This window comes from Mycolicibacterium rutilum, from assembly GCF_900108565.1.
In the GTDB taxonomy this organism is placed as follows: Bacteria; Actinomycetota; Actinomycetes; order Mycobacteriales; family Mycobacteriaceae; genus Mycobacterium; species Mycobacterium rutilum.
This window is the reverse complement of record NZ_LT629971.1, coordinates 5,188,337-5,209,097: the sequence shown is the minus strand read 5'-3', so window position 1 is coordinate 5,209,097 and position 20,761 is coordinate 5,188,337. Positions and strand designations below refer to the sequence as shown.

Annotated in this window: 21 protein-coding genes; 15 read left to right on the top strand and 6 right to left on the bottom strand. The window is 70.0% G+C overall.

Going from position 1 to position 20,761, the window contains the following annotated elements; all coding sequences use genetic code 11:
• The 3 genes from BLW81_RS25390 (at position 1) to BLW81_RS25380 (ending at position 2,961) form a co-directional block, all read left to right on the top strand.
• Positions 1–1,035 carry a class I SAM-dependent methyltransferase gene (locus tag BLW81_RS25390; protein WP_083409588.1) on the top strand — a complete coding sequence of 345 codons (1,035 nt, stop codon included), beginning with the start codon at positions 1–3 and terminating at the stop codon, positions 1,033–1,035.
• Positions 1,032–2,201, top strand: coding sequence for a THUMP-like domain-containing protein (locus BLW81_RS25385; RefSeq protein WP_235632355.1), 1,170 nt, complete (start codon positions 1,032–1,034; stop codon positions 2,199–2,201). Before BLW81_RS25390 ends, BLW81_RS25385 begins: the two co-directional genes overlap by 4 nt.
• Positions 2,202–2,268: 67 nt before the next feature.
• A complete protein-coding gene (locus BLW81_RS25380) occupies positions 2,269–2,961 on the top strand; it encodes an esterase (protein ID WP_083409586.1) in 693 nt (230 codons plus the stop codon).
• A gap of 6 nt (positions 2,962–2,967) precedes the next feature.
• Here the strand turns inward: BLW81_RS25380 and BLW81_RS25375 are convergent, their stop codons facing one another.
• Positions 2,968–4,512, bottom strand: a complete 1,545-nt coding sequence (locus BLW81_RS25375) for an alanine/glycine:cation symporter family protein (protein ID WP_083409585.1) — start codon at positions 4,510–4,512, stop codon at positions 2,968–2,970.
• Between the two features lie 144 nt (positions 4,513–4,656).
• Positions 4,657–5,952, bottom strand: a complete 1,296-nt coding sequence (locus tag BLW81_RS25370) for a BamB-related PQQ repeat family beta-propellar protein (RefSeq protein WP_083409584.1) — start codon at positions 5,950–5,952, stop codon at positions 4,657–4,659.
• Positions 5,953–6,033: 81 nt separating this feature from the next.
• On the opposite strand from BLW81_RS25370, the gene BLW81_RS25365 reads away from it, so the two are divergent.
• Positions 6,034–6,771, top strand: coding sequence for an acyltransferase (locus BLW81_RS25365; protein WP_083409583.1), 738 nt, complete (start codon positions 6,034–6,036; stop codon positions 6,769–6,771).
• A 10-nt stretch (positions 6,772–6,781) separates the two neighbouring features.
• Here BLW81_RS25365 and BLW81_RS25360 read toward each other — a convergent pair whose 3' ends face one another.
• From BLW81_RS25360 to BLW81_RS25350, 3 genes are read right to left on the bottom strand one after another with little or no spacing between them, the layout of a single operon-like run.
• Positions 6,782–8,023, bottom strand: a complete 1,242-nt coding sequence (locus BLW81_RS25360) for a glycosyltransferase family 4 protein (protein WP_083409582.1) — start codon at positions 8,021–8,023, stop codon at positions 6,782–6,784.
• Positions 8,020–9,549, bottom strand: coding sequence for a 1,4-alpha-glucan branching protein domain-containing protein (locus BLW81_RS25355; protein ID WP_083409581.1), 1,530 nt, complete (start codon positions 9,547–9,549; stop codon positions 8,020–8,022). The genes BLW81_RS25360 and BLW81_RS25355 overlap by 4 nt, the downstream gene beginning before the upstream one ends.
• On the bottom strand, positions 9,546–10,328 hold the full coding sequence (locus tag BLW81_RS25350; RefSeq protein WP_083409580.1) for a class I SAM-dependent methyltransferase: 783 nt from the start codon (positions 10,326–10,328) through the stop codon (positions 9,546–9,548). Before BLW81_RS25350 ends, BLW81_RS25355 begins: the two co-directional genes overlap by 4 nt.
• 194 nt (positions 10,329–10,522) lie before the next feature.
• On the opposite strand from BLW81_RS25350, the gene BLW81_RS25345 reads away from it, so the two are divergent.
• From BLW81_RS25345 to mnmA, 8 genes are all read left to right on the top strand, one after another.
• The gene (locus BLW81_RS25345; RefSeq protein ID WP_083409579.1) at positions 10,523–11,314 is read left to right on the top strand and encodes an electron transfer flavoprotein subunit beta/FixA family protein; all 792 of its coding nucleotides are present in this window, start codon (positions 10,523–10,525) and stop codon (positions 11,312–11,314) included.
• A gap of 31 nt (positions 11,315–11,345) precedes the next feature.
• Positions 11,346–12,302 carry an electron transfer flavoprotein subunit alpha/FixB family protein gene (locus BLW81_RS25340; RefSeq protein ID WP_083409578.1) on the top strand — a complete coding sequence of 319 codons (957 nt, stop codon included), beginning with the start codon at positions 11,346–11,348 and terminating at the stop codon, positions 12,300–12,302.
• Between the two features lie 179 nt (positions 12,303–12,481).
• A complete protein-coding gene (locus BLW81_RS25335) occupies positions 12,482–13,225 on the top strand; it encodes an SDR family oxidoreductase (RefSeq protein ID WP_083409577.1) in 744 nt (247 codons plus the stop codon).
• Positions 13,222–13,896 (top strand): nitroreductase, encoded by a 675-nt coding sequence (locus BLW81_RS25330; protein WP_173839677.1) that lies wholly within the window; start codon positions 13,222–13,224, stop codon positions 13,894–13,896. Before BLW81_RS25335 ends, BLW81_RS25330 begins: the two co-directional genes overlap by 4 nt.
• A gap of 89 nt (positions 13,897–13,985) precedes the next feature.
• Positions 13,986–14,819 (top strand): GNAT family N-acetyltransferase, encoded by an 834-nt coding sequence (locus BLW81_RS25325; RefSeq protein WP_083409576.1) that lies wholly within the window; start codon positions 13,986–13,988, stop codon positions 14,817–14,819.
• Positions 14,819–15,640, top strand: a complete 822-nt coding sequence (locus tag BLW81_RS25320) for a lysophospholipid acyltransferase family protein (RefSeq protein ID WP_083410809.1) — start codon at positions 14,819–14,821, stop codon at positions 15,638–15,640. The genes BLW81_RS25325 and BLW81_RS25320 overlap by 1 nt, the downstream gene beginning before the upstream one ends.
• A gap of 44 nt (positions 15,641–15,684) precedes the next feature.
• Positions 15,685–16,881, top strand: coding sequence for a cysteine desulfurase family protein (locus BLW81_RS25315; RefSeq protein WP_083409575.1), 1,197 nt, complete (start codon positions 15,685–15,687; stop codon positions 16,879–16,881).
• Positions 16,881–17,948, top strand: a complete 1,068-nt coding sequence (gene mnmA, locus BLW81_RS25310; RefSeq protein WP_083409574.1) for a tRNA 2-thiouridine(34) synthase MnmA — start codon at positions 16,881–16,883, stop codon at positions 17,946–17,948. Before BLW81_RS25315 ends, mnmA begins: the two co-directional genes overlap by 1 nt.
• Here mnmA and BLW81_RS25305 read toward each other — a convergent pair.
• Positions 17,945–18,589 carry a sensor domain-containing protein gene (locus BLW81_RS25305; RefSeq protein WP_083409573.1) on the bottom strand — a complete coding sequence of 215 codons (645 nt, stop codon included), beginning with the start codon at positions 18,587–18,589 and terminating at the stop codon, positions 17,945–17,947. The two genes, mnmA and BLW81_RS25305, sit on opposite strands and share 4 nt — an antisense overlap.
• A 59-nt stretch (positions 18,590–18,648) precedes the next feature.
• Between BLW81_RS25305 and BLW81_RS25300 the strand changes: the two genes are divergently transcribed.
• The 3 genes from BLW81_RS25300 (at position 18,649) to BLW81_RS25290 (ending at position 20,708) form a co-directional block, all read left to right on the top strand.
• The gene (locus BLW81_RS25300) at positions 18,649–19,659 is read left to right on the top strand and encodes a uroporphyrinogen decarboxylase/cobalamine-independent methonine synthase family protein (RefSeq protein WP_083409572.1); all 1,011 of its coding nucleotides are present in this window, start codon (positions 18,649–18,651) and stop codon (positions 19,657–19,659) included.
• 225 nt (positions 19,660–19,884) lie between these two features.
• On the top strand, positions 19,885–20,379 hold the full coding sequence (locus BLW81_RS25295; RefSeq protein WP_083409571.1) for an SRPBCC family protein: 495 nt from the start codon (positions 19,885–19,887) through the stop codon (positions 20,377–20,379).
• Complete coding sequence (locus BLW81_RS25290) at positions 20,376–20,708, top strand: ArsR/SmtB family transcription factor (protein WP_083409570.1); 333 nt, start codon at positions 20,376–20,378, stop codon at positions 20,706–20,708. The genes BLW81_RS25295 and BLW81_RS25290 overlap by 4 nt, the downstream gene beginning before the upstream one ends.
• Positions 20,709–20,761 lie beyond the last annotated feature (53 nt).

Genomic DNA, 20,761 nt, shown 5'->3' with positions numbered 1-20,761 from the left:
ATGACGAGTACCGACTCCCGCTCCGATGGCGCCGCCGGGGCGGCTCCGGCGTCTGATGTCGCCGCCGGGGCGGCTCCGGCCCCCAACCCGCACGCCACCGCCGAGCAGGTCGAGGCCGCCCGCCACGACACCAAGCTCGCGCAGGTGCTCTACCACGACTGGGAAGCCGAGACCTACGACGAGAAGTGGTCGATCTCCTACGACAAGCGTTGCGTGGACTACGCCCGCGACCTGTTCGACGTGACCGTGCCCTACGAGGAACAGCACAAGCTGCCCTACGACCGGGCGTTGGAGCTGGGCTGCGGCAGCGGGTTCTTCCTGCTGAACCTGATGCAGGCGGGGGTGGCGCGGCGCGGTTCGGTCACCGACCTGTCGCCGGGCATGGTCAAGGTCGCCGTGCGCAACGGCGAGAACCTCGGCCTGGAGGTCGACGGCCGTGTCGCCGACGCCGAGGGCATCCCCTACGACGACGACACCTTCGACCTGGTGGTCGGCCACGCGGTGCTGCACCACATCCCCGACGTCGAATTGTCGCTGCGCGAGGTCGTGCGCGTGCTCAAACCGGGCGGGCGCTTCGTGTTCGCCGGCGAACCGACCAACGCCGGTGAGAACTACGCCAGGCCGCTGTCCACGCTGACGTGGAAGGCGGTCACCAATGTGACCCGGCTGCCCGGGCTGTCGGGGTGGCGGCGTCCGCAGACCGAGCTCGACGAGTCGTCGCGGGCGGCCGCGCTGGAAGCCGTCGTCGACCTGCACACGTTCTCGCCCGGCGACCTCGAGCGCATGGCGCGCAACGCCGGTGCGGTCGAGGTGTTAACCGCGACAACAGAGTTCACCGCCGCGATGCTGGGCTGGCCGCTGCGCACCCTGGAGGCCGCGGTGCCGCCGGGCCGGTTGGGCTGGGGTTATGCGAAGTTCGCGTTCAACAGCTGGATCACGCTGAGCTGGATCGACGAGAACCTCTGGAGCCGCGTGGTGCCGAAGTCCTGGTACTACAACGTGATGATCACGGGGGTCAAGCCGACCGCGGACTGAGCGTGCTCTTCGACCTCGGGGCCGTCGCCTACCTGAGCGGCGAAGCCGGGACGAGCGCGCTGCGCGACGTCGCCGGGCTACCGCTGACGAAAGCCACGCTGGTCGCCGATATCGCCTCGGCGCGTGCCCGTTTCGGTGACCGCGCGGCCGTGCTGGTGGAGACGACGCTGCTGCGGCGCAAGGCGGCGACCAAACTCTCCGACGGCGACCGGTGGTTGTTCACCGACGAGGCGCTGCAGCAGGCGACCGCGGAACCCGTGGCCCGCCACCGGGCACGCCGGCTGGCCGGCGCGCGGGTGCACGACGCGACGTGTTCGGTCGGCACCGAGCTTGCCGCGCTTCGGGATACGGCCGCGGTTCTGCTCGGCAGCGACGTCGACCCGGTCCGGCTGGCGATGGCGCGACACAACGTCGCCGGCGTCGACGTGTGCCGCGCCGACGCGCTGAGACCGGTCACCCGCGACACCGTCGTCGTGCTGGACCCCGCGCGCCGCAGCGCGGGCAGGCGCCGGTTCGACCCGCGGGACTACACGCCTGCGCTCGACGCGCTGCTCGACACGTACCGCGGCCGCGACACCGTCGTGAAGTGCGCGCCGGGAATCGATTTCGCCGCGATCGCCGGTCTGGGCTTCGTCGGTGAGATCGAGGTGACCTCGCTTGCGGGCAGCGTGCGCGAGGCGTGCCTGTGGTCGGCCGGCCTCGCGCAGTCAGGGGTCCGGCGACGGGCCACCGTGCTCGACACGGGGGAGGAGGTCACCGACGCCGACGCCGACGACTGTGGGGTGGGACCGGCCGGCCGATGGATCGTCGACCCGGACGGCGCGGTGGTGCGGGCCGGCCTGGTCCGCCACTGGGCGGCGCGGCACGGCCTGTGGCAGCTCGACCCCGACATCGCCTACCTGTCGGGTGACCGGCTGCCCGACGGCGTGCGCGGATTCGAGGTGCTCGAAGAGCTGCCGTTCAGCGAACGACGCCTGCGCCAGGCGCTTTCGGCCCGCGACACCGGCGCCGTCGAGATCCTCGTCCGAGGCGTCGACGTGGATCCCGACGCGCTGCGGCCCCGGCTTCGCCTGCGCGGCAGCCAGCAAGCGTCGGTCGTGATCGCGCGGATCGGGGCCGGGGTGGCAAGCCGGGCAACGGCATTCATTTGTCGTCCGTCGCGATGACCGGCCACGTACCCTGGCAGTGATGCGCCGGTATCGGAACCGGTGCCGGCTGCAAGGACGACCGACGATGCGCATTCGGAGATTTGGTGTACCGCTGGCGGCTGTTGCCGTTGCGGGCTCGCTCGTGACGGCGGTCGCGGGCGCGCAGTCCGGGTGCGCGGACCTGCAGGGCACCGTCGGGCCGGACCAGATCTGTCGTGTCCACGTCGAGAAGCCGAGCTACACCCTGGACCTGAGCTTCCCCAACGACTATCCCGACCAGGGGCCGCTGGTGTCCTACCTGACCCAGGCGCGCGACGGTTTCGTCAACGTCGCCGAGGATCCCGACGCCTACAACCTGCCGTACGAACTCGACGCCGACGGCGTCGGCTACCGCTCGGGCCCGCCGATCGGCGGCACCCGCAGCGTGGTGTTCACGGTGTGGCAGAACGTCGGCGGCGCGCATCCACAGACGTTCTACGAGGCGTTCAACTGGGACGTCGTCAAACGCGCCCCGATCACCTTCGACACACTGTTCAAGCCGGGCAGCCGGCCGCTCGACGTGATCTATCCCGAGGTGAACCGGTTCCTGCAGAACCAGGGGATGATCGACCCGATGCCGCCCGAGGACGGCATGGACCCGGCGAAGTACCAGAACTTCGCGTTGACCGACGACTCGCTGATGTTCTTCTTCAGCCAGGGCGAGATGTTCGCCGAATCCGCCGGGCCCGTCCAGGCCACCCTGCCGCGCGCCGCGGTGGCGTCGCTGCTGGCGCTCTGAGAGTCCCTACGCCCGCGTCGATTCGCGCTCGCCGGTCTTCAGCGGGTCGTAGTTCTCCCAGAACGTCGCTCCGGTGATGTCGAGCGCGCGCGGGTCGAACACCGGGTCCAATCCGGCCTTCTTCTGCTTCTCGTAATCCCACAGCGCCCGGTAGGCCGGCTGCTGCAGGATCAGGATGCCGACGATGTTGAGCCAGGCCATCAGGCCGACGCCGATGTCGCCGAGCACCCACGCCTCGGTCGCGGTGGACACGGCGCCGAGGACCACGGACACCAGGATCAGCGCCTGCAGCAGCATGGTCAGGTTCGAGCCGACGGTGCCGCGGATCAGCGGCATCGACACCGTGGACGCCCGGCCCAGCAGGAACCGCAGGTTGGTCTCGGCCATGTAGTAGTAGGCGATGATCGTCGTGAAGCAGAAGAACGCCAGCGACACCGCGATGAAGCTCGATCCGGCGCCGCTCCACAGCGTGTCGAACCCGATCTGGGCGTAGGCCGGGCCCACTTCGACTCCCTCGGGAAGCCGGCCGCCTTCGGCGAGCACCGCGCCGGTTTCGCTTTCGCCCTCGAACACCCGGTAGGCGCCCGTGGACAGGATCAGGAAGCCGGTGGCGGAGCAGATGAACAGGGTGTCGACGTAGACCGCAAACGCCTGCACCAGACCCTGTTTGGCCGGGTGCGACACCTCCGCGGCGGCCGCGGCGTGCGGGCCCGTGCCCTGCCCGGCCTCGTTGGAGTAGATGCCGCGCTTGACGCCCCACATCACCGCCGAACCGATGATCGCGCCGAACGCGGAGTCCAGTCCGAACGCGCTCGCGAAGATCATCTCCAGCACCTGTGGCACCTGGCCGGCGTTGACCAGGACCACGATCAGTGCGAGCACGATGTAGACGATCGCCATGAACGGCACGACGATCGACGCGAACGCCGCGATGCGCTTGACGCCGCCGATGATCACGAACGCCAGCACGATCACGGTGCCGACGGCGACCCACCACTTCGAGAAACCCCACGCCGACTCCATCGCCGAGGCCATCGAGTTCGACTGGACGCTGGGCAGCAGCAGACCGCACGCCAGCACGGTCACCGCCGCGAAGACCAGGCCGTAGACCTTGAACGCACCGGCGGCGCGGGTGTGGGCCATTGCGCGGCTCAGGTAGTAGGCGGGACCGCCGCGGTACTCACCGGTGAGGGGGTCGCGGGTCTTGTAGATCTGGCCGAGCGTGCACTCGACGAACGACGTGGACGCCCCCAGGAACGCGACTGCCCACATCCAGAACAGCGCGCCCGGGCCGCCGAACGCGATCGCGGTCGCGACGCCGGCGATGTTGCCGGTGCCGACCCGGCCGGCCAGTGACATCGTCAGCGCCTGGAACGACGACACGCCGGACGGCGACTTTTCGCCCTTGAGCATCAGCCGGATCATTTCCGGCACCTGCCGGACCTGCACGAAGCGTGAGCGCACCGAGAAGTAGATGCCCGCGGCCAGACAGAGATAGACCAGCGCGTTGCTCCATACGTAACTGTTGACTGCATCGAGGAATGCGGACAAGTGACCTCCTTGGCGCTGTGGGGCTCCGCTCGACGGATGAGGGCCCGTGGCATGGTGGCACGCCGGTCGAGGCGCGGTGTTTCGTTCTCATCACATTGAAGTAAGCCGCCGACGGACGGTCGGTTTTCTGCGACGAACGGTGAGTCAGGCGGGCGCGAACCCGTAGACCAACCCGTCGCTGGTGGCAGTGACGACGCGGCGGTCGTGCCCGATCGACACGCCCACCGGCCAGCCCGACGCCTTCGGCAGCGGGTAGGTGTTCACCGTGCGGCCGTCGGACGGGTCGAACACCAGCAGGGCCTGGCCGTCCTCGCCGTCGCGGGTGACGGTGTAGGCGACCTCGGCGCCGGCTTGGCTCGACGTCGACAGCGGGCTGACGTCGTCGCGGGTCCACTGGACCTCGCCGCGGTCACCGTCGTCCCTGATGGCGGTCAGTTTGGCGCCGGGACCACCGCCTGCGACGATCAGCCCGTCGGCCGACACCGACGGCGGGGTCTGCGCCAGGAAGTCCAGCGGCACCGACCACTTGGCGGTTCCGTCGGCGGTGTCGAGCGCCCACAGCCGGTCGTCGCGGCCGTTGACGTACACCGTCGTCCCGTCGGCGGACAGCACCGGGCTGGCGAGCGGTCCGCCGCCGACGGCGTCGCTGGTCCACTCGCGGGTCAGCAGCGGGGACTGCCCGGGCCGGTACCGCAGCCCGACGAGTACGGGTGCGTCGGCGCCGGGCTCCCACAGGGATAGGACGATGACGTTCGTCGCCGCCGAGAAGGCGGGCGCGGCCGCGACCGGGCAGCGGGGCCGGGCCGGCTGGCAGTCGGCGAGGCCGCGCTCGGAGTCCTTCGGGTCGACGCCGGACACCAGGTCGAGCGGCGTGCCCACCACGACGCCGCGGTGGGCGTCGAACACCAGCACCTGGCCGAGATGCGTGACCACCAGTAGGTGACCGGAGTCGAGGATGCGCGGGGTGGTCGGCATCCCGATGACCGGCTGGCGCCACCGGATCCACTGCGTCGTCGGGAACGACAGCATCGCGCCGGGCTGGCCGATGTAGACGTTGTCGATCCCGTCGAACAGGGGACTGGACATGCCGCCGCCCTGCACGAGCCGGGTGCACCAGCGCTGCCGGGCCTTGTTGTTGGTCTCCCACACCATCAGCGAGCACCCGGCGGAGGTCTGGGCGTTGACCGCCAGGTAGTCGCCGGAACCCAGTGCGACGGCGGCGCCCAGGTCGCCCTTGACCGAGCGGACCCATTCCAGGCGCAGCGTGTCGGCGCCGGCGGTGGGCTCGTAGCTGGTGTTGGCGGCGTCGCCGTACTGGGCGGCCCAGCCGTCGGCGGCTTTGGCCTCGACCCACGAGTCGGTGTTCTGGCAGGCCGCCAGGGTGGGCGTGATCAGCGCTGTCAGTACCGAAACAGCCAGCACGGTCAATCGCCGGGACACTCGAACCCTTCTCGTTCCTCGTTTTCAGTCCAGGTGAGGGTAACCGCTCGGGGCTGTGAAGCTCGCGTAGGCTTTGCGGGCATGACGACGATGTGGGGCGCACCGCTGCACAAGCGGTGGCGGGGGTCGCGGTTGCGCGACCCGCGGCAGGCGAAATTCCTGACGACGGCCTCGCTGAAATGGGTGATCGCGAACCGCGCCTACACCCCGTGGTACCTGGTGCGCTACTGGCGGTTGCTGAAGTTCAAACTGCGCAACCCGCACATCATCACCCGCGGCATGGTGTTCCTCGGCAAGGGCGTCGAGATCGAGGCGACGCCCGAGTTGTCGACGATGGAGATCGGTCGCTGGGTGCACATCGGCGACAAGAACACGATCCGCTGCCACGAAGGGTCGCTGCGCATCGGCGACAAGGTGGTGCTGGGCCGCGACAACGTGATCAACACCTACCTCGACATCGAGCTGGGCGACTCGGTGCTGATGGCCGACTGGTGCTACATCTGCGATTTCGACCACCGCATGGACGACATCAACGTGCCGATCAAGGACCAGGGCATCGTCAAGGGGCCGGTGCGCATCGGTCCGGACACCTGGGTGGGGGTGAAGGTCACGGTGCTGCGTAACACCGCGATCGGCCGCGGCTGCGTGCTGGGCTCACACGCCGTGGTGCGCGGGGAGATCCCGGACTTCTCGATCGCGGTCGGTGCGCCGGCGAAGGTCGTCAAGAACCGCCAACTGGCGTGGGAGACGTCGGCCGCGCAGCGCGCCGAACTCGCCGCCGCGCTGGCCGACATCGAACGTAAAAAGGCCTCCCGCTAGCTTTTTGGCATCAGCGGTCCGGCAGCGCGTGTTCGACGATCGGCCGGCGTCGATGTGGTTCGCGCTCACGCCGTTTCGCGGCGAGGTACACCTGCGAGGTCTCGTCGGCAATCGAATGCCACTCGAAGTCTGAGGTGAGGCGCTCGCGGGCGGCGACGGCCCGCCGCTGCGCGGCCTGCGGATCGTCGAGAAGCGTGCGGACCGCCGAGGCCAACGCCGCCACGTCGCGGGGCGGATGCGAGATCCCGGTCTGGCCGTGGATCACCGCTTCACCGAGTCCGCCGACGTTCGAGGTCACCAGCGGAGTTCCGGTCGCTGCGGCTTCGAGCGCGACGATGCCGAACGGCTCGTAGTGACTGGGCAGCACGGCCGCATCGGCGCTGTGCAGCATGTCGACCAGCGCAGCGTGGTCGAGGTGCCCGACGAAGGCCGTGGCCTTGAGCACCTTGTGCTTCCGCGCCTGCTCGATCAGCCAGGGCAATTGCGTGCCTTCGCCGGCGACGATCAGCGTGGTACCCGGATGCGTGCGCCTGATCCGGGGCAGCGCCGCGATCGCGTCGTGCACGCCCTTCTCGTACTCGAGCCGCCCCAGGTACAGCAACTTGGCGGGTCCGGTCCGGGGCTTTCGCTCAGCGAAGGGCCAACGCGCACAGTCGATACCGTTGCGGATGACACGCGTCTCGACCAGTCCGGGGCCGAACAGCTCGGTGATTTCGTCGCTCATCGCCGTCGAACACGTGATCAGCGAATCGGATTCGTGCACCAGCCAGGACTCGACGGCGTGTACCTGGCGGCTGATGCGGCCCGACACCCACCCCGAATGCCTGCCGGCCTCGGTCGCGTGGATGGTGGAAACCAGTGGCACATCGAAGAATTCGGCCAGAGCGATCGCGGGGTGGGCGACCAGCCAGTCGTGTGCGTGAACCACGTCGGGCCGCCAGGGCTGCCCGCGTTGGTCTTTCAGCGCGAGCCCGGCGCGAACCATCGCGTGGCCCATCGCCAGCGTCCAGGCCATCATGTCGGTGCCGAAGTCGAATTCGTGCGGATCCTGTGCCGCGGCGACGACGCGAACGCCCTCGGCCATCTCATCGGTGGACGGATGGGTGCTCGGGTCGGTGCCGCTGGGCCGACGGCTCAGCACGACGACCTCGTGACCGGCCTCGGCGAGCGCGGTGGCCAGGTGGTGGACGTGCCTGCCGAGTCCGCCGATGACGACCGGCGGGTACTCCCACGACACCATCAGGATTTTCATCGCGGCAGTCGCCTCGCGTCCAGGGCGCCGAACAACCCATCGGCGCGATTCCAGCCCGCCGCGAGGCGTTGCGCGTGCTCGCCGCGCCCCGACGCCAGCGCGTCGGCGATCTCGCGGGTCGCGTGCGCATGCAGATGGGCGCGGTAGCGCGCGTAGTCCGCGGCGGAGTCCTTGCTCACCATGAACGGCCAGTCGCTGGACACCGTCAACAGCGTCTCGCGCAGGATCTGGTCGGCGACGAAGTTGCGCGCAGGCGGCGCGTCGGTCTCGCCGAGCGCCTTGTCGACCGCGGTGAGCGCGGTGTCGACGACCTCGCTGTTGAGCTGAACCAGATCGGCGACCTGCTCGCCGGCCCAGACCTGCCAGTCCTTGCCCGAACCCCATGAGCTGGGCGGCAATTCGACGGGGGAGCCGACGTAGCCGTCGGCCTTGGCGTCGGCCAGGGTGCCGACCCGCACACCGGCTTCGGGCAGCGCGCGCAGCACGCGTTCGAGCCAGACCGGTCCCTCGTACCACCAGTGTCCGAACAGTTCGGTGTCGAACGCCGCGATGACGTGTGCGGGCCTGCCGATCCGCTCGCTCTCGTCGAGTAGGCGCTGGCGCACCACGCCGACGAAATCCGCGACGTGCGCGTCGATCGCCCGACTGGCGCGGTCGGGGTCGTAGGGCGCCTTGTCTTCCGACGGCACGTTACGTCCGGTCACCCTGGCCGGTTTGAGCCCGGTGGTGTGGTCGTAGGTGTGGAAGTCGCGGTAGGCGGGGTGGCCGGGGTAGCCCGACTTCGGCGACCACACCCGGTAGCTGACCTGCAGATCGCGGCCGAACGCGATGACGTCGGTGGAGCCGACCGGCCGACCCAGCGCGGTGTCGCCGTGCAGCGAGGGCCCGTCGACCATGAAGTGTCCGACACCCGCTGCGGCGTAACCGGTTTCCATTCCCGGCGCATACGCGCACTCGGGGGCCCAGATTCCGGCGGGCGGGTGCGCGAGCCGCTGCCGGGCATCGGCCAGGCCCTCACGGAGCGCGAACTCGCGCAGCCGCGGGTGCAGCAGCGGCTGAAACGGATGGGCGAGGGGGCCGCCGAGCAGTTCGATGGCGTCGGCGTCGATCAGCTCGCGCAGCACCGGGCTGCCGCCGTGCGCCCACCGCGCCCGGAAGTCCTCGATCGCCTCCTCGGCCGCGGCGTGCTCGCGAATACCGAACTGGCGCAACGGATCACCGAGCGTCGTCGCCTCGAGCGCTCGCAGCTGCCAGTTCGCCAGCCAGTGATGCATGCCGGTGAGGCAGTAGGGGTCGTCGAGCTGAGCGGTGACCACCGGGGTCATGCCGAGGGTGAGCAGGTGCTGGCGTCCCTCGGCGGCCAGCGTCCGCAGTACCCGCATCAGCGGCAGATAGGCCGCCGACCACGACTGGTAGAGCCATTCCTCGCCGACCGGCCAGCGGCCGTGATGAGCCAGCCAGGGCAGGTGGGTGTGGAGGACGAACGTGAAAACTCCAGGTACGGGCTCGGGGTCGGGCGGGCTCACGGGCGCACCGCGATCGCCACGAGGTCCAGGCTGTCGTCGATGTCGCGGTCGGCAGCGTCGACCAGATCGAAGTCGTCGGTGCGCACCGAGGCCACGTCGGCGAGCAGTTCCTCGCTCCACGGCGCATCGGCCAGCGCCCGCTCGATCTGCGCGTCGATGATCGAACCGCCGTGGCGGGCGTCCAGTTCCGCGAGCCGCGACCCGTGGAACACCCCGAGTACGGCCTCGACCGAGAAGCCGGCATCGGTGAGCAGTTCGGTCAGCTCCGCGGCGTTGAGCTCGCGGGTGTGGAACGGGTTGATCGGGGTGTCGCGGCCGGGGGAGAAGGTGATGCGGTTGGGCGTGGACATCAGCAACGTCCCGCCGGGCCGCAGCACCCGCAGGCACTCGCGCACGAATTGCCCCTGATCCCACAGGTGCTCGATGACCTGGAAGTTGACCACGACATCGACCTCGCCGTCGGCGAGCGGCAACTCGGCGAGGTTGCCGTAGCGCATCTCCACCCGCGGGTAGCGGGCGCGCACGTGCGCGACCGCCGACTCGTCGTAGTCGAGGCCGACCACGCGGCGCGCCACGTCGGCGATCAGGTCGGCGCCGTACCCCTCGCCGCACCCGGCCTCGAGGACGTCGCGACCCGCGCAGCGGGCGGCCAGCCGCTCGTAGACCACCTCGTGGCGGCGGAACCAGTAGTTCTCCTCCGTCAGCCCGGGAACGGTGCGTTCCCCGGTCAACGGCAACTCCGGGCGGCTGTCCGCCGCGCCGGTCACAAATGCGCTCATTGCAAGGCAGGCTAACGTGAATCGGCCCACAGGCGAACGGTTCACCGCCTACGTGCTGCTAGAACGCAAACATCGACCAGCTATGGTGTTCCTGCGATCCACCAAAAGTTACCGGCGAGTAACATGGTGGTTGTTGCTTGAAACGTGGTAAGCAGGCCGGCCGCCCGGCCTTCCGAGGAGGACGAACCAGACTCATGACGAACATCGTGGTCCTGATCAAACAGGTCCCAGACACCTGGTCGGAGCGCAAGCTGTCCGACGGCGACTACACCCTGGACCGGGAGGCCGCCGACGCCGTGCTCGACGAGATCAATGAGCGCGCCGTCGAGGAAGCGCTGCTGATCAAGGAGCGGGAGGGCGGCGACAGCACTGTGACTGTGCTCACAGCCGGCCCCGAGCGCGCCACCGAGGCCATCCGCAAAGCCCTGTCGATGGGCGCCGACAAGGCGGTGCACCTCGTCGACGACGGCATGCACGGCTCCGACATGATCCAGACCGGCTGGGCGCTGGCCCGCGCTCTCGGCACCATCGAGGGCACCGAACTGGTCATCGCCGGCAACGAGGCCACCGACGGCACCGGCGGCGCGGTTCCCGCGATCATCGCCGAGTACCTGGGCCTGCCGCAGCTGACGCACCTGCGCAAGGTGACCGTCGAGGGCGGCAAGGTCACCGGCGAGCGCGAGACCGACGACGGTGTGTTCACCGTCGAGGCGTCGCTGCCCGCCGTGATCAGCGTGAACGAGAAGATCAACGAGCCGCGCTTCCCGTCCTTCAAGGGCATCATGGCCGCCAAGAAGAAGGAAGTCACCAAGCTCACGCTCGCCGAGATCGGTGTCGAGGCCGACGAGGTCGGCGGCCCCAACGCCGGGTCGAAGGTGCTGTCGTCGACCCCGAAGCCGCCGAAGACCGCGGGCGAGAAGGTCACCGACGAGGGCGAGGGCGGCACGAAGATCGCCGAGTACCTGGTCGCTCAGAAGATCATCTAAGACTGCCGAAGACTAAGGACGAGGAAGAAGCATGGCTGAAGTACTCGTGCTCGTGGAGCACGCCGAAGGTGCACTGAAGAAGGTCACCTCCGAACTGATCACCGCGGCTCGCAAACTCGGCGAGCCCTCGGCCGTCGTCGTCGGCGCGCCGGGCACCGCCGAGCCGCTCATCGACGGACTGAAGGCCGCCGGCGCGGCCAAGGTTTACGTCGCCGAGTCGGACGACGCGGAGAACTACCTGATCACCCCGCAGGTCGACGTGTTGGCTTCGCTGGTGGAGTCCGCCTCGCCTGCCGGAGTTCTGTTGTCCTCCAACGCCGACGGCAAGGAGATCGCCGGCCGGCTGGCGGCGCGCATCGGTGCCGGTGTGCTCACCGACGTCGTCGACGTCAAGGACGGCGGCGTGGGCGTGCACAGCATCTTCGGTGGCGCGTTCACCGTCGAGGCCGAGTCCACCGGTGAGGTGCCGGTCATCACACTGCGCGCCGGTTCGGTCGACGCCGAGCCGACCGACGGCGCCGGCGAGGTCGTCACCGTCGAGGTGCCCGCGCAGGCCGAGACCGCGACGAAGATCACCAAGCGGGAGCCCGCCGTCGCCGGTGACCGACCGGAGCTGACCGAGGCCACCGTGGTCGTCTCGGGTGGCCGCGGTGTCGGCAGCGCCGAGAACTTCAAGGTCGTCGAGGAGCTGGCCGACTCGCTCGGTGGCGCCGTCGGTGCGTCGCGCGCCGCGGTCGACTCGGGTTACTACCCGGGCCAGTTCCAGGTCGGCCAGACCGGTAAGACGGTGTCGCCGCAGCTGTACATCGCGCTCGGCATCTCCGGCGCCATCCAGCACCGCGCTGGTATGCAGACGTCGAAGACGATCATCGCGGTGAACAAGGACGAAGAGGCGCCGATCTTCGAGATCGCCGACCTCGGCATCGTCGGCGACCTGTTCAAGGTCACCCCGCAGCTGACCGAGGCGGTCAAGGCTCGCAAGGGCTGATCGTCGAGCTTTTCGCGAAACCCCGGTGCCGCGCGCACCGGGGTTTCGTGCATTCCGGCCCCGACCACGGACTCTCAAGGGCGCGACGGTGTAGGCGCCGAGCGCACGCTTGTGTACGTGAACGTCGAGTAGTAGCGCGCGGAAGCGTGCGCTCGGCGGTCGGTCGGAAGGTGGTCGCAATGAACGTCACAGTGATCGGCGCAACCGGTCTCATCGGCTCGAAGGTGGTGCCGCTGCTCACCGACGGCGGCCATACCGTCGTCGCCGCGTCACGTCGCACCGGCGCGGACGTGGTGACCGGCGCCGGGTTGGCCGACGCGCTCGCCGGCGCCGAGGTCCTCATCGACGTCACGAATTCGCCGTCGTTCGAGGACGGCCCGGTGATGGAGTTCTTCACCACCTCGACGACGAACCTCGTGCGCGCGGCCGGCGAGGCGGGGGTGCGTCACTATGTCGCGCTGTCGATCGTCGGGGCCGACGGCCTGCCCGAGAGCGGCTATATGCGCGCCAAGGTGAAGCAGGAGACGATCGTGCGCGAATCCGGGCTGCCCTACACCGTGGTCCGCGCGACGCAGTTCCATGAATTCGCCGAGGCCATCGTCGCCTCGCTGCGGGTCGGCGACGAGGTGCACGCGCCCGACGCGAACATCCAGCCGATCGCGGCCAACGACGTCGCCGCCGAGGTCGCCCGAGCCGCGGTCGGGCCGGCGCGCAACGGCCACCTCGAAGTCGGAGGGCCGGACACGATGTCGTTCGCCGACCTGGCCCGCGCGGTGATGCAAGCGAACGGCGAAGACCGCCCCGTCGTGGTCACCTCTGAGGCAACCTATTTCGGCACACCCGTCGACGCGCACAGCCTCGTCACCGGTGACGGCGCGGTGATCGCCGCCACCCGCATCACCGACTGGATGGCCCGGCAGTGAGCGGGACCGCCGCGGCCGCAGCCAATTTGGACACCGTCATCCGGGAACGCCGGACCACGCGAAGGTTCCTGCCGGACAAACCCGTCCCGCGGGAACTACTCGACGAGTCGCTGGAGCTGGCCATGCGCGCCCCGTCGAACTCCAACATCCAGCCGTGGCGGCTGTTCCTGGCCACCGGCGCCCGCCGCATGAGATTGGGCGAGGCGCTGTTGCGCCGTGCCACGTCGGGCTTCCCGGCGACGGCCGGCATCCCGGAAAGCTTCGCCGTGCTGCGACAACAGCTCGGTGCGGTGGTGTACGGCGCGATGGGCGTGGCCCGCGACGACGCCGAGGGCAGACGGATCGCGCAGTTGCGCAACTTCGACTTCTTCGGTGCTCCGATGGCCGGGGCGGTCTGTATGCACCGCGACCTCGGCCACGCCGACGGCGTCGCGGTGGGGATGTTCCTGCAGACGCTGTTGCTCGCCCTGACCGAACGCGGCCTGGCGACCTGCGTGCAGGTCTCGGTAGCGCACTTCCCGGATGTGCTGCGCGAGCACCTCGACATCCCCGACGAACTGCGGGTCCTCTGCGGCCTCGGCATCGGATACGCCGATCCGAACTTCCCGGCCAACCAGTTGCGGATTCCGCGCAACCCGGTCTCCGCCAACGTCGTTTTCCTCGACGACTGAGCACGCCGGGGGCAACTCGTCACCTGGCGCTCACGGACACGTCACGCACCCGATGCCGTCCGGAGAGGCGACTGGGCGACGGTGGCGCCATGAGCAGAGCTTCTGTCCTCATCGCCCCCGACGAGATCGACCCGCGACGTCCGGACACGACGCCGCGCTACACGCTGCTGCTGTCCAGCGACGCCGCCCTCATCGAGTCCGCCCAACGGCTCCGCCACGACGCGTTCACCTCCGAACCGGGCTACGCCCTGCCGGGCACCGCCGACGGACTCGACGCCGACCGGTTCGACGAGCACTGCGACCACCTGCTGGTGCGCGAGGACACCTCCGGCGAACTCGTCGGCTGCTACCGGATGCTGCCCCCGCCCGGCGCCATCGCGGCCGGCGGGCTTTACACCGCAACCGAATTCGATGTCCGCGGACTCGATCCGCTGCGGCCCGGGCTGGTCGAGATGGGCAGAGCCGTGGTGCGTGCTGACCACCGCAACGGCGCCGTCGTGCTGCTGATGTGGGCCGGCATCCTGGCCTACCTCGACCGCTGCGGCTACGACTACGTGACCGGCTGCGTCTCGGTGCCGGTGCAGGCCCCCGGCGACCCCGCCGCCGGAACCCAGATACGCGGCGTGCGCGACTTCGTCCGCCGCCGCCACCCCGCGCCCGCGCAGTACACCGTGCACCCGTATCGCCCCGTGACCGTGGACGGCAAGAGCCTCGACGACATCGACCCGCCGACCCGCATCACCGTGCCGCCGCTGATGCGGGGGTATCTGCGGCTGGGCGCCCAGGTGTGCGGCGACCCGGCGCACGACCCGGACTTCGGCGTCGGTGACTTCCCGGCGCTGCTGGACAAGCGCCGCGCCGACATCCGGTACCTGCGCCGGCTGCGGTCGGTCGGCGCGGCCACCACGATGGCGGCCTCGTGATCACCCCCTGGGTGCCGCAGGCCGGGTGCGACGAGAGTTGCGTCACAGCCGCCGCCGAGGACGTCGGCCGACGGCTGGCCGTCACGCTGCGCGCCGCGGTCCGCGTGAGCGCCGCGCTGGTGCTGCTGGCGATGGCGCCCGTGCTGGCCGTCCCCGCGCCGGGCCGCGGCCGCCTGCAACGCGGCTACTGCCGGCTCATGCTGCGCTGCCTGGGGATTCGCATGACGGTCAGCGGCGGCCCGGTCCGCAACCTGAGCGGAGTCCTGGTGGTCAGCAGGCACGTCTCATGGGTGGACATCTTCGTCATCGGCGCGGTGCTGCCCGGCCGGTTTGTCGCCAAGTCCGACCTGATCAGCTGGCCCGGATTCGGCCTGCTCGCCCGGTTGATGAAGGTGATCCCGATCGAACGGAACAACCTGCGCCGACTCCCCGCCGTGGTGGCCGACGTCGCGCGCGGTCTGCGGGCCGGGCAGACGATCGTCGCGTTCCCCGAGGGCACCACGTACTGCGGGCTGGCCTACGGTCGGTTCCGGCCGGCGATGTTCCAGGCGGCCGTCGAGGCGGGCAGGCCGGTCCAGCCGCTGCGGCTGAGCTATCACCGCCGCGACGGCAGGCCGTCGACGGTGGCGGCCTACGTCGGCGACGACACGCTGGCGGCGTCCATCCGGCGGCTGGTGTGCACGCGGCGGACGCAGGTCCGGGTGCAGGTCGAATCGCTGCAGCTGCCCGGGACCGACCGCCGCGAGCTCGCCGCCCGCTGCGAGAACGCTGTGCAGGGCCAGAGCGCACCGGCGCCGAGCGGCCACCTGCTCGCGGCCTGAGCGGATCGGGGCCCCACCGGTCCGGCGGCTATTCTGGACTGGTTATGACCTCGCACAGGCCGGTCTACCTGGACCATGCCGCCACCACCCCGATGCATCCCGCTGCGATCGAGGCGATGACGGCTGCGCTGGCGACCGTCGGCAACGCCTCGTCGCTGCACGGCACCGGCCGCACCGCGCGCCGGCGGATGGAGGAGTCGCGCGAGACGCTGGCCCGCCTGCTGGGTGCGCGCCCGTCGGAAGTGATCTTCACCGCGGGCGGCACCGAGAGCGACAACCTCGCGGTCAAGGGCATCTACTGGGCGCGCCGTGACGCCGACGCGCGCCGTACCCGCATCATCACTACGCCCGTCGAGCATCACGCGGTGCTCGACGCGGTCGAGTGGCTCGTCGAACACGAGGGCGCCGAGGTCACCTGGCTGCCGGTCGCAGCGGACGGGTCGGTATCGGCCGCCGCGCTGCGCGACGCGCTGCGCGCGCACGACGACGTCGCGCTCGTCACGGTCATGTGGGCCAACAACGAGGTCGGCACGATCATGCCGATCGCCGAGATGGCCGCGGTCGCAGCGGAATTCGACGTGCCGATGCACAGTGACGCCGTTCAGGCCGTCGGCCAGGTCGCCGTCGACTTCGCCGCGAGCGGACTGTCGGCGATGAGCGTCACCGCCCACAAGTTCGGCGGCCCCACCGGAATCGGCGCGCTGCTGCTGCGGCGCGACACCGCGTGCGTGTCGCTGTTGCACGGTGGCGGACAGGAACGCGACGTGCGTTCGGGCACACCGAATGTCGCGGGAGCGGTGGCCATGGCCGCGGCCGCCGAGGTTGCCGTCGAGAACCTCGACGTCCACAGCACCCGCGTGGCGGCGCTGCGTGACCGTCTCATCGACGGCGTGCTGGCGGCCATCGACGATGTCGACCTCAACGGCGCGTCCGGCGCCGCACGGCTTCCCGGAAACTCGCACTTCACCTTCCGAGGTTGCGAGGGTGATTCGCTGTTGATGCTGCTGGACGCCAAGGGCATCGAATGCTCCACGGGGTCGGCGTGCACGGCCGGAGTCGCGCGGCCCTCGCACGTGCTCATCGCGATGGGCGCCGACCCGGCGAACGCCCGCGGTTCGCTGCGGCTGTCGCTGGGGCACACCAGCACCGAAGCCGACGTCGACGCCGCGCTCGAGGTGCTGCCCGCCGCGGTGGAACGCGCCCGGCAGGCCGCGCTGGCCAGTTCGGGGGTCGTCGAGTAATGCGGGTCCTGGTCGCGATGAGCGGCGGTGTCGACTCCTCGGTGGCCGCCGCCCGGATGGTCGACGCCGGCCACGACGTGGTCGGTGTGCACCTCGCGCTGTCCAGCGCGCCGGGCACCCTGCGGACGGGGTCGCGCGGATGCTGCTCGAAGGAAGACGCCGGCGACGCGCGCCGGGTCGCCGACGTGCTCGGCATCCCGTTCTACGTCTGGGATTTCGCCGACCGGTTCAAAGAGGACGTCATCGACGACTTCGTGACGTCCTACGCCCGCGGTGAGACGCCGAACCCGTGCGTGCGCTGCAACGAGCGAATCAAGTTCTCCGCGTTGGCCGCCCGCGCCATGGCACTCGGATTCGACGCGGTGGCGACCGGTCACTACGCCCGACTCTCCGACGGCAGGCTGCGCCGCGCGGTCGACGCTGACAAGGACCAGTCCTACGTGCTGGCCGTGCTGACCGCAGAACAGCTGCGGCACGCGGTGTTCCCGATCGGCGACACCCCCAAGCCGCAGATCCGCGACGAGGCCGCCCGGCGCGGCCTGGCGGTGGCCGACAAACCCGACAGCCACGACATCTGCTTCATCCCGTCGGGCGACACCCGCGCGTTCCTCGGCGCCCGGATCGGAGTCCGGCGCGGCGCCGTCGTCGACGCGGCCGGAACCAAACTCGCCGACCACGACGGCGTGCACGGGTTCACCATCGGACAGCGCAAGGGCCTCGGCATCGCCGGGCCCGGCCCCGACGGTCGGCCCCGGTACGTGACCGGAATCGACCCCGACACCGCGACGGTGCGGGTGGGCGCCGCCGACGATCTCGACGTCTGGACACTGGTCGGCGAACGCCCGGTCTTCACCTCCGGTGCGGCGCCGACCGGACCGATCGAATGCCAGGTCCAGGTGCGTGCACACGGCGGGATCGGCGACGGTGTGGCCGAATTGCGCGACGGCCGGGTGGTGGTCGAGTTGCGGACCCCGCTGCGCGGGGTGGCGCCGGGCCAGACCCTGGTGCTCTACCGCCCGGACCCCGCGGGCGACGAGGTGCTCGGCAGCGCGACGATCGCGCGCTAGCCCGGGACCTTCGCGAGGATGTTCACCATGATCATCCCGGGCACCGAGTCGGGAAACTGGCACGCGGTGACCTCAACGAGCACAACCGATTTCACCCGGTAGTCGCGGCCGCACCCGTTGGCCTGGCGCGTTTGCAGCTCCTCGTCGCCGACCACCCAGTCGCCGACGAACATCGGTCCCAGAGCTGTTGCCGCACAACCGTCGACGCGCGCAACGAGGTCGTCGAACGCGCGCCGCGCCGTCGGGGCGTCGCGATAGGCGGCCGCACCCTCGGAGATCAGCCCGCCCTTCGGCGGGTTCTGGAACGTCGTCTTGTGGAATTCCTCCACCTCGGAACCGAAGGTCTGGGTCTCGGCGAACACCCACTGACATTGCGGGGGAGTGGTTTCGGCGAGCGCGTCGATGTCGACGGGAAACTTGCCGTCCATGCTCGGGATGATCGTCAGGTGCTCGCCCGCCCCGGTGATCGCGCGCATCTGGGCCTGGTCGAGCATGATCGTCTCCACATCGACCGGCGACAGCGAGTCGTCGTCGATACCGGGAACGGCACGCAGCGCGTGCCCCTCGACGGCCAGGGAACAGCTCGCCGTCAGCGCCGCGACCGCACACCACAGGGTCAGCTGTCGCGGCTCCACGGGCATGGTGCGTCCTTCCCAACCCTTCCCGACCGAGACTAGCCCGATCGAATATCGTCAAACGAGTGAGTGCATTCGCCGCAGCGACCGGTATCGGTTCGTGGCCGGGAACGTCGGCGCGCGAGGCCGCCGAGGTGATCGTCGGCGAACTGCACACGCTGCCGCACCTGGTCGAACTGCCCGACCGCGGCGTCGGCGCCGACATCATCGGGCGCGGCGGTGCGCTGCTGGTCGACATCAACATCGACACCGTGCCGCGGGGCTACCGCATCGTGGCGGGGCGCACGGCGGTGGCCAGGCGAGCGGCCAGCCTGCTCGACGAGGACCTCGACGCGTTCGAGGAAGCGTGGGAGAAGGCCGGGCTGCGTGGCGGCGGTCGCACCGTCAAGGTGCAGGCACCCGGCCCCGTCACGCTGGCCGCCCAACTGGAGCTGCCCGGCGGCCACCGCGCGATCACCGACTCCGGCGCGCTGCGCGACCTGGCGGCCTCGCTGGCCGAAGGCGTCGCGGCGCACCGCGCCCAGCTGGCCCGCCGGCTCGACGCCTCGGTCGTCGTGCAGTTCGACGAACCGCTGTTGCCCGCGGCGCTGGCCGGCAGGCTCACCGGGGTGACCAGCCTGACGCCGGTGCATCCGGTGGACGAACCGGTGGCGATGAGCCTGCTCGACGATTGCGTCGCCGCTGCCGGTGGTGAGGTCGCGGTGCACAGCTGTGCGTCCGGATTGCCGTGGAAAGCGTTGCAGGGCAGCGCTGTTCAAGCGCTGTCGGTCGACGCGTCCACGCTCGTCGCGGCGGATCTCGATGGCATCGGCGAGTTCGTCGAGGCCGGGCGCACCGTGCTGCTCGGCGTCGTCCCGGCGACCGCTCCCGACTCCCTGCCGTCGGCCGAGGAGATCGCCAAGGCCGCAGCCGCGGTCACCGACCGCCTCGGGTTCGCCCGCGCGGTGCTCACCGACCGCATCGGCATCACCCCGGCCTGCGGTCTCGCCGGCGCCGGCGCCGGCTGGGCACGGCGCGCGATCGGGTTGGCACAGAAGGCGGCTGACGCCTTCGCCGACGATCCCGACGCGGTTTAGTGGATCGAATCAAGTCGCCGAAAAACGCGCACACCGGCCGGTGCCGAGGAACATACTGAGCGCAGGGGTACGGAGGAGGCGGCAGCGCTCAGGCGCGTAGCTGCCCGGTGCGCCCGATCTTCCCATCGCATCCACGACGCGATGACGAAATCCCACAACGTGCAACCAAAGGGTTGCGCATGCGGTGCGGGGGTTGTATGTTCAGACGCAACCAGGAGGTTGCATATGAATACCGATCGTATCGAGAAGGAAGTCCTGCTGAAGGCGCCGCTGGAGCGCGTCTGGCGGGCGATCAGCAATGCCGAGGAGTTCGGCCGCTGGTTCGGGGTCCGGTTCGACGGGCCCTTCGAAGCGGGCGTGCCGGTGACCGGCGTGATGACGCCGACCACGGTCGACGCCGAGATTGCCAAGGACCAGGAACCGTACGCCGGGCTGGCCGACGTCTGGCACATCGAGGCCGTCGAACCGCAACGGCGGTTCGCCTACCGCTGGCATCCGTACGGGGCGGAAGAAGGGCTCGATCTCACCGACGAGCCCACCACGCTGGTCGAGTTCATCCTCGAAGAGACCGCCGAGGGAGTGCTGCTGTGCATCGTCGAATCCGGGTTCGCCGCGCTGCCCGCGGCGCGCCGAGCCTCGGCCTTCGAGGGCAACAGCCAGGGCTGGGCCGCGCAGACCGACCTGATCCGCAAATACCTCGAGATCAGCGAGAGAGTGTGAGCGCCCCGGCGGCAGAGGCTCCGCTGTCGTCGTTCTTCAACGCGCTCGGCGACCCCAACCGGCTGCGCATCGTCACCCGGTTGTGCGACGGCGGCCCGTGCTCGACCACCGACCTCACCGAGGTCGTGCCGGTGAGCCGGCAAGCGGCCACCAAACACCTGCTGCTGCTGGAGTCGGCGGGGCTGGTGCAGAGCCAACGCAGCGGCCGGGAGCGGATCTGGCGGATGGAGCCGGCTCCGCTGGCCGACGCCAGCGAGTTCCTGATCCGGCTGTCGCAGCGGTGGGACCGTGCCATCGACCGGTTGCGCGCCTACGTCGAGGACGAGTGAGGCGTTCGCTGCCCGATTTGCGCGCGTTTGGAAGAGCGGCGGCTGCGAGGTCA

Coding starts and splice junctions, on each gene's coding strand:
- mnmA (WP_083409574.1), top strand. CDS start 16,881: ATGCGGGTCCTGGTCGCGATGAGCGGCGGTGTCGACTCCTCGGTGGCC.
- BLW81_RS25335 (WP_083409577.1), top strand. CDS start 12,482: ATGAACGTCACAGTGATCGGCGCAACCGGTCTCATCGGCTCGAAGGTG.
- BLW81_RS25390 (WP_083409588.1), top strand. CDS start 1: ATGACGAGTACCGACTCCCGCTCCGATGGCGCCGCCGGGGCGGCTCCG.
- BLW81_RS25305 (WP_083409573.1), bottom strand. CDS start 18,589: ATGCCCGTGGAGCCGCGACAGCTGACCCTGTGGTGTGCGGTCGCGGCG.
- BLW81_RS25295 (WP_083409571.1), top strand. CDS start 19,885: ATGAATACCGATCGTATCGAGAAGGAAGTCCTGCTGAAGGCGCCGCTG.
- BLW81_RS25360 (WP_083409582.1), bottom strand. CDS start 8,023: ATGAAAATCCTGATGGTGTCGTGGGAGTACCCGCCGGTCGTCATCGGC.
- BLW81_RS25345 (WP_083409579.1), top strand. CDS start 10,523: ATGACGAACATCGTGGTCCTGATCAAACAGGTCCCAGACACCTGGTCG.
- BLW81_RS25365 (WP_083409583.1), top strand. CDS start 6,034: ATGACGACGATGTGGGGCGCACCGCTGCACAAGCGGTGGCGGGGGTCG.
- BLW81_RS25325 (WP_083409576.1), top strand. CDS start 13,986: ATGAGCAGAGCTTCTGTCCTCATCGCCCCCGACGAGATCGACCCGCGA.
- BLW81_RS25315 (WP_083409575.1), top strand. CDS start 15,685: ATGACCTCGCACAGGCCGGTCTACCTGGACCATGCCGCCACCACCCCG.
- BLW81_RS25340 (WP_083409578.1), top strand. CDS start 11,346: ATGGCTGAAGTACTCGTGCTCGTGGAGCACGCCGAAGGTGCACTGAAG.
- BLW81_RS25350 (WP_083409580.1), bottom strand. CDS start 10,328: ATGAGCGCATTTGTGACCGGCGCGGCGGACAGCCGCCCGGAGTTGCCG.
- BLW81_RS25380 (WP_083409586.1), top strand. CDS start 2,269: ATGCGCATTCGGAGATTTGGTGTACCGCTGGCGGCTGTTGCCGTTGCG.